This is a genomic window from Bacteroidota bacterium (assembly GCA_016183775.1).
Taxonomy (GTDB): Bacteria; Bacteroidota; Bacteroidia; order JABDFU01; family JABDFU01; genus JABDFU01.
Genome location: JACPDY010000077.1, coordinates 1 through 7698, shown reverse-complemented (window position 1 = coordinate 7698; position 7698 = coordinate 1). Strand labels below are relative to the sequence as shown.

Below are 7698 nucleotides of genomic sequence, written 5' to 3'. Positions count from 1 at the left end.
CCAATGACCAGAGCGCTGAAGTGAAAACTCTGTTCAAAACACTGCGAAATGAACTTCTTGAAGGCCATCGTAAAGATCAACGAAACTTTAAAGTACTTCAGTATTTCGATTTTATCAGTTGGCTCGACAGTAAAACAGAAGGCCGGTCGTTTTTTGAAATCATTAAAAGCAAAGGAGGTACGTTTGATGAGAGAAATAAAATACTTTGACAATCTTAAATTGCCTGTATCAGGCAGTTCACATTTATTGTTTCGTTCCGCCAAACCAGAACTCTTTGACCACATTCCACTTCTCCCCTTTATGTTTCAGCAAATGTATACTTGAAGCCGAAAACCGACCCATAAACTCCCGTTTTTTAAATTCAGGCCAGGCCTTTTCGAAATTTTCCCTGGTGAGATCACGAAAAGCCACCGTTACATGCGGATGAAAAAATTTATTCATCGAGGTCAGCTCAAATCCAAGTCCGGTAAAAAATGCTGAGAAGGCGGTATAAAAGAGCTGCAAGGGCTCATTCTTTTCAACCTCAACAAAAATAACCTTGTTATTAAACTCCCCAAACCCATTCAGACTTACATTAAAGGGCTCACAATTTCTGACAAAAACGTTCACCTTGCTCTCAATCGATCTTTCAAATTCATCATTCGCAAAAAATGGAGGGATAATGGTAATATGAGGAGGCGATTTTAACGCGCGTGAACTTTCATATTTTTCAGTGAACTCCCGCTTGATCTCATCCACTTCAGCCGTAATATTAAACGGCGTTAATAGTGCGAAAAAATAAAGTTCGTTCGTGTTAACTTCAGCCATATTGTTAAAATCAAGCAAATGTCAGCGTTTTAAAGGAATGAAATGACGCTTGTTCTGCTATTTATTAACAAACAAAAGTTATCATCGTGCCTGCTCCCTGAATCCACCAAAAATGGGAACCAGTAAATTTGTGCTTTAGTGGCAATTGGATTTTGGCCACCAAAGCACTAAAGCCTGTCTACCGGACAGGCAGACACCACTGGACCTGGCGTTTTGGAGCTTTGATAGCAATTATACTTCGAGCGGGGTAAATTTCCGCATAAGTGTATTTAAGAGTTAGAAGCCGGAAGACTTCCGACTTCAAGCTTCCGACTTCTGACTTCCGATTCGCATTAAATAGTTGAAATACATTTTAACAGTTTCTATATCTTTATGGACAAATTCTGAAGGTAGGCTGATAAAGAGATTTGTTCCGAATGACAAAAAAAGGAAAACATAAAAAGAATAAAAATAATTCTCCGGAACCGGAAGTAATTGAGGTTGCGGAGAACCTTGAATCCCAATTAACGGAAGCACCCCGCTATTCACCCCGCCTTCCGTATATATTTCTTTTTGTCATTACCTGTCTCATATACTCCAATACACTTTGGAATAAATACGCTATCGATGATGCCATAGTACTTACAGAGAATAATTTCACAAAAAAAGGATTTGCAGGAATTAAAGACCTGATGACCCATGATGCCTTTGAAGGCTTTTTCGGAGCAAGAGGCAGCACACTTATACAGGGCGGCCGGTATAGACCCCTGAGCCTTGTTACATTTGCAATTGAATATGAGTTATGGGGACTAAATCCCGCATACAGCCATGGAGTAAATATATTATTGTTCGCTTTGACCTGTGTGTTGATATTCTATTTATTGAGTTTATTGGCCGGCACACAGCAAAGCGCCCGGCCATTTTACCTGACATGGCCTTTCATCGCGGCACTATTATATGCAGTTCATCCGATACATACCGAGGCTGTAGCGAACATTAAAGGCCGTGATGAGATAATGGCCATGCTCCTGGCCACAGCAGCCCTCATTTTTTCTGTCAAATATGTGAAGACAAATAAATTAAGTGATCTGCTTATTGGTGCGGCGATTTACTGTTTAGCCCTGCTCTCAAAAGAGAATACAATCACCTTTTTGGCTATAGTCCCGCTCTCCTATTACATATTCACTGATGCAAACAAAAAGCAATACATAATAGGCATAGCGGCATTTGTTATTCCATCTGTCCTCTTTATGTTTATTCGAAGTCAGTATGCGCCCACAGGCATTCTCCAGGAATCAAGCGAAGTACTGAACAATCCTTTCGCATTGGCAACGACAGAGCAACGTTATGCCACTATTGTTTTAACCTGGTTGTACTACGTTAAATTATTATTCATACCCCACCCCCTTTCACACGATTATTATTATAATGAAATTCCTTATGTTGGGTTCACCTCTATTAAAACGATCGCCTCATTGCTTATTAATGCCGGCCTCGCAGTGTACGGCGTAATGCTGCTTCGCAGGAAAAGTATTTTATCATTCGGACTATTGTTTTACTTCATTACATTTTCCATCGTATCGAATTTACTTTTCACTGTTGGTGTGCTGATGAACGAACGATTTATTTTTATGCCATCGCTGGGTTTCTGTATCGCCCTGGCATACCTGCTGGTACTGCAATTGGATAAAAACAAAATAACAGCAAATACCGCTTTGATCATTATTTCTATAGTTTCAGTTTTGTTCTCATTAAAAACCTTTACCCGCAATTCCGCCTGGAAAACAAATTTCACTTTACTGCAAACCGATGTAAAATCATCTCCTAACTCATCGAAAGCGCATACCACATTCGGCGGATTACTGATAGAAGAATCCGACAAAGAGCCCGACACATTAAAACGAAAAGAAATGCTGCGCGAATCGATCGACAACCTGCATGCCGCGATCAACATATATCCTACTAACTCCGATGCATGGCTGCTGTTAGGGAACGCGTCCTACAAATATAATCGTGCCGATTTCAATACCGCTATGGATGCCTACCTTAAAGCCTTTCAATACAAAGGCGGCGGCAATGTGGAAGCCCTGTACAACATCGCGATCGTGCAAATGGAAAACAACATGCCCGTTCTGGCAAAAGAAAATCTGCTGAAAGCAAATGCCCTCCGTCCGAATCAATTCAGGTGCCTGTTTAATTTAGCAGAGGCCTATTCCAAAGCCAACATACCGGACTCTGCCATAATATGGTATAAACAGGGCCTGCAATTGCAGCCCAATGAGGCAATGGCCTACCATAAGATCGGTGTGATTTACGGCAAACAAATGAATAAAATAGATGATGCTTTGCCCTGGCTAAACAAAGCCGTTGAACTTGAACCTAACAATATTGTTTACCTTGAAGATCTCGCGGTTGCCAGCGGCATTAAAGGAAATTTTGAAGCAGCTATAAAAGCCGCGGCAACTATAATACAGATCGATCCGAATTATATTTCGGCTTACTACATTCTTAGCACCTCGTATCTGAATAAGGGTGACAAAGCCACTTCTGACCAATATATGCAGAAAGCGCAGAGTTTGCAGGGGAAATGATAAAAGGTTTCGGGTTGTGATTATTTGTGAGCCTCAGTAAACTTCCGAATGAGTTCCAATATCAATCAACAAAACCACCTCTTGTCCTGAATGCTTTTCAATAGTGAAAATAATACGGCGATCATATCCACATGAACATGCCAGTAATCCGTATAAATTACCACTCAGTTTATGGGATTTGAGATTCGGGGAAAAAACACCCGCCTCCATCAAGCGAATTGTTTTCGCAATGGATTCTTGCAAAACAAAATTTCCTTTTACGAATTTTTTGTGAGATTTTTCAAACGATTTGGAGAGAATTATTTTCCGGCGGGATGACATAAAGAAACTATCAAATCGAGCTTAATCTTCCAATAACTTCTCCGGATGTCATAGGCTTTATTTTCCCCTTTACAAAGTCCGCCTTTGCGCTGCGGGCATTTTTTGATATCTCATTTCTCCGTTCTTCGATCTGGCGGCTTTTGAGAATATCAAGTACCATTTCACGGGAAAAGTAATCCAACCTCATGATCAAATCAAGTACCTTGTCTACTGTTGCTGTTTGCTTTTGCATATTCCAAAGTTACAAAAAAATCATCATTCATAGAAAAACACCTTCTTTTGAAGCTGTTCGTAAAAGGTGTCCGGGTAGTTTTCCTTTTTTAGATAAATCCTCCTCACTATTTACTAATATATCAAATGGTGCATCTAAGGCATTAATAAGCGCCTTCCTAATCTTGCCTTGCCAGTTAATTTTCTCCCTGTCCTTAAATTCATTCTTTGTAATTACCAAAACATCAAAATCGCTATCGATACCGGCATCCCCTCTTGCTCTCGAACCAAACAACAATACCTTAGCGTCAGGCAGAAATGCCTGAACTGTAGATTTGATTGTTTTAAATATTTTTTTGTTGCTCATTTACCTTACAAATAAATTTTACAAGTTTCTTTAATGGCCTCACGTTTAATACGTTTAGATTCATTACGACGTATTCCGGAAGTTAGTTTTTTCCAACTTCGACGCACATGACCCGCCCACTCCCCATTGAGAACTGCATTTTGTTTATTACCGACACGGATCTTAGACATGGATACAAATATACGAAAACGGGATCAAAAAACAGGGGTTGTTTAATGGTTGCCGAGCAGTGTTTGGGATAAATGTAAGCCAAGGATTATTTACCGGAGTATACTACTCTCCAATTCTGCCTATTCAATTCATCTAAAGTCAATTCCTTCCGTTCTAAAATCTTATACCGTCTTTGAATTTCAGACCAATCATTCAACTCAACTGTATCCGCTTGAAAAAATATATCCCGAGCCTTTTTTCTTCTTTTACTCTTTTTTCCCAATTAATGTTTGTTAACCAATAGATATTGTATCCTTTGGTTTTAAATAATTCTTGCACGATTTGCAATTATTTTTTACAAATTCATAATACATTGATGTTTTAATAATACTGTCAGGCAAAGTTATCATCCCATTTTCCTCGCCTCCATTTAGACTTTTAATTTGAGGTGAAAATTTGGTTATGCTTGTCTTGATTTCCAAATTCAAAAGTGTAGTATATTCTAATTTCGAATTATTAACGATTATTAATCTATTGTCAAAACTGTCCATTACACAGCCTGACATCATTATAAGAAATATTAATATTGTCAGTCTAATCATTGTAGAATTTTACGGGACAGAAATAGTTTTGGAATTACTTTTCCCTCTTAGCCTTCCCCTTCACCACCCTCAAGTCCACCGCATCCTTCACTTTCTCATTCAGGAGCGCAAGTTTCACCACATCGATCATTTTTTCAACATAATGAAATTTCAAACCCTTCAGATAAGATGATTTTATTTCTTCAATGTCTTTCTGATTCTCTTTACACAAAATAATTTCCTTGATGCCGGCACGTTTAGCGGCAAGTATCTTTTCTTTGATGCCGCCTACAGCCAACACACGGCCACGAAGGGTGATTTCTCCTGTCATCGCTATTTCCTTTTTCACTTTACGCTGAGTGAACGCGCTCGCTAATGCAGTAAACATTGCTATACCCGCGCTCGGACCGTCTTTTGGCGTCGCACCTTCAGGCACGTGAATATGTACGTTCCATTGATCAAACACCTTCGGATCGAGTTTTAAAATACTGCTGTGTGACTTTAAATATTCCAATGCGAGGGTGGCGCTTTCTTTCATTACATCGCCCAGGTTACCGGTCAACGTAAGTTTTCCGGTACCACGACTCAGGCTGGTCTCAATAAATAAAATATCCCCGCCAACAGGTGTCCATGCAAGTCCTGTTACAACACCAGCTACATCATTACCCTGGTATTTATCCTTTTCATGAGCAGGTCCCAGTATTTTTGCAAGGTCAGCTTCTTTCGGACTGCTTTTGTACGTATCGTTCATCGCAATACTTTTTGCTGCATAGCGCACAATACGCGCAATTTGTTTTTCCAATCCGCGCACACCCGATTCACGTGTGTAGTTCTCAATTATATTTTCAATGAGCGCATCGCTCAATGTGATCTGTTTTGCCTTAACACCGTGTTCTTCCAGTTGCTTAGGCAAGAGGTGGCGCTTCGCGATCTCTATCTTCTCCTCTACCGTGTAACCGCTCACTTCAATGATTTCCATCCGATCGCGTAAAGCGGATTGAACAGTGCTTAACGAGTTTGCAGTTGCAATGAACATCACTTTCGACAGGTCGTAATCAAGTTCCACATAGTTATCGTAAAAGGTACTGTTTTGCTCAGGATCCAATACCTCCAGCAAAGCTGAAGATGGATCGCCATGAAAATCATTTCCCACTTTATCGATCTCATCCAATATAAACACAGGATTTGAGGTGCCGGCTTTTTTTACATTTTGCAAAATACGTCCCGGCATAGCGCCAATGTATGTTTTACGATGTCCGCGTATCTCCGATTCATCTTTCAATCCGCCTAACGACATACGAACGTATTTTCTTCCCAATGCTTCGGCCACCGATTTCCCTAATGATGTTTTACCTACACCTGGAGGGCCGTACAGGCAAAGGATAGGCGCCTTCATATTGCCTTTCAATTTCAATACTGCAAGGTGTTCCAATATACGCTCCTTTACTTTTTCCAAACCAAAATGATCGCGGTCGAGAATTTTAGAAGCCTTTCTCAAATCAAATTTATCGGTAGTATATGTGTCCCATGGCAGATCGAGCAACACTTCCAGGTAATTCATCTGCACCGAATACTCTGCCGCATTCGGATTCATGCGCTCTAACTTATTGATCTCCTTAGTAAATGTTTTCGCAACCTCTTTACTCCACTTTTTATCCTTTGCACGTTTGTGCATCTCATCTATTTCCTGCTCATTGCCATTGTCGCCCAACTCTTCCTGGATGGTTTTCATCTGCTGCTGCAAAAAATATTCACGCTGCTGGCGATCGATATCGACCTTAACTTTGGTTTGTATCTGGTTTTTTAATTCCAGCATTTGCTGCTCCTTGGTCAATTGCTCAAGCAACAGGCTGACACGCTGTTTCAGATCCGCAACTTCAAGCATCTTCTGCTTTTCAATCACAGGAGCATTCATATTTGATGAAATAAAATTCACCAAAAAAGATGCACTTTCAATATTGCGGATAGCGAAGCCCGCCTCCGAAGGAATGTGCGGAGAGAGTTTAATGACCTGTAAGGCAAGATCCTTTGCAGTCGAAACAAGCGCTTCAAATTCTTTATCGCCTTTAGCGGGTTTTATCTCTTCAAATGGCTTAATTGTAGCCTTCAGGTAAGGCTCGGTTTCTGTCAACTCTTTTATTTCAAAACGCTTTTTACCGCGGATGATGGCTGTTGTATTTCCATCGGGCATCTGGAACATGCGCAGGATATGCGCTACTGTTCCCACTTTATTAAGATCTTCCAATGTTGGCTCCTCTACCTTATCATTTTTCTGAGATACAACTCCAATGATACGTCCGCCTTTGAAAGCTTCTTTAATAAGTTTAATGGATTTATCCCGGCCAACAGTTATCGGAATAACAACACCCGGGAATAGAACAGTATTACGTAAAGGAAGAATAGCTAAAACGTCAGGGATCTTCTCCGCGTTCATCACATCCTCGTCCTCGGATGTGAGCAATGGAATAAACTCCGTATCGTCGTCAACCACCTGTGATAAATTCAACCCTTCAAAATCAAAACCTTTATCCATAATTATTTTATTTTATTAAGAAACTGTTTAAAATTTATCTATTTGAAATGTTATATGTCGCCCCTACAGGGCTTTAAAAATTATTTATTTTTTTCTACCAAGATTCCATCCCTACAGGATTTTAATAGCTCCGTTAGGAGCGAAATCTTGGTAGAAAAT

The 7698-nt window shown here is 40.1% G+C and carries 7 protein-coding genes; 2 read left to right on the top strand and 5 right to left on the bottom strand.

Annotated features, from left to right (window positions below):
* Positions 1–209: hypothetical protein (locus HYU69_09670; GenBank protein ID MBI2270605.1), on the top strand; the 209-nt coding region annotated here is incomplete at its 5' end.
* Between the two features lie 34 nt (positions 210–243).
* Here HYU69_09670 and HYU69_09665 read toward each other — a convergent pair.
* Positions 244–807, bottom strand: a complete 564-nt coding sequence (locus HYU69_09665; GenBank protein MBI2270604.1) for a 2'-5' RNA ligase family protein — start codon at positions 805–807, stop codon at positions 244–246.
* 416 nt (positions 808–1223) lie between these two features.
* On the opposite strand from HYU69_09665, the gene HYU69_09660 reads away from it, so the two are divergent.
* Positions 1224–3377, top strand: coding sequence for a glycosyltransferase family 39 protein (locus HYU69_09660; GenBank protein MBI2270603.1), 2154 nt, complete (start codon positions 1224–1226; stop codon positions 3375–3377).
* A gap of 33 nt (positions 3378–3410) precedes the next feature.
* Here HYU69_09660 and HYU69_09655 read toward each other — a convergent pair whose 3' ends face one another.
* From HYU69_09655 to lon, 4 genes are all read right to left on the bottom strand, one after another.
* Positions 3411–3698, bottom strand: coding sequence for a type II toxin-antitoxin system YafQ family toxin (locus tag HYU69_09655; protein ID MBI2270602.1), 288 nt, complete (start codon positions 3696–3698; stop codon positions 3411–3413).
* 10 nt (positions 3699–3708) lie between these two features.
* A complete protein-coding gene (locus HYU69_09650; protein MBI2270601.1) occupies positions 3709–3930 on the bottom strand; it encodes a hypothetical protein in 222 nt (73 codons plus the stop codon).
* 27 nt (positions 3931–3957) lie between these two features.
* Positions 3958–4275: a nucleotidyltransferase domain-containing protein gene (locus HYU69_09645; protein MBI2270600.1), complete on the bottom strand. Its 318-nt coding sequence runs from the start codon at positions 4273–4275 to the stop codon at positions 3958–3960.
* Between the two features lie 786 nt (positions 4276–5061).
* Entirely contained in the window at positions 5062–7539 is a 2478-nt protein-coding gene (gene lon, locus HYU69_09640) for an endopeptidase La (GenBank protein MBI2270599.1), read from the bottom strand.
* Between the last annotated feature and the right edge of the window lie 159 nt (positions 7540–7698).

Coding starts and splice junctions, on each gene's coding strand:
- HYU69_09660 (MBI2270603.1), top strand. CDS start 1,224: ATGACAAAAAAAGGAAAACATAAAAAGAATAAAAATAATTCTCCGGAA.
- HYU69_09655 (MBI2270602.1), bottom strand. CDS start 3,698: ATGTCATCCCGCCGGAAAATAATTCTCTCCAAATCGTTTGAAAAATCT.
- HYU69_09650 (MBI2270601.1), bottom strand. CDS start 3,930: ATGCAAAAGCAAACAGCAACAGTAGACAAGGTACTTGATTTGATCATG.
- HYU69_09665 (MBI2270604.1), bottom strand. CDS start 807: ATGGCTGAAGTTAACACGAACGAACTTTATTTTTTCGCACTATTAACG.
- HYU69_09645 (MBI2270600.1), bottom strand. CDS start 4,275: ATGAGCAACAAAAAAATATTTAAAACAATCAAATCTACAGTTCAGGCA.
- lon (MBI2270599.1), bottom strand. CDS start 7,539: ATGGATAAAGGTTTTGATTTTGAAGGGTTGAATTTATCACAGGTGGTT.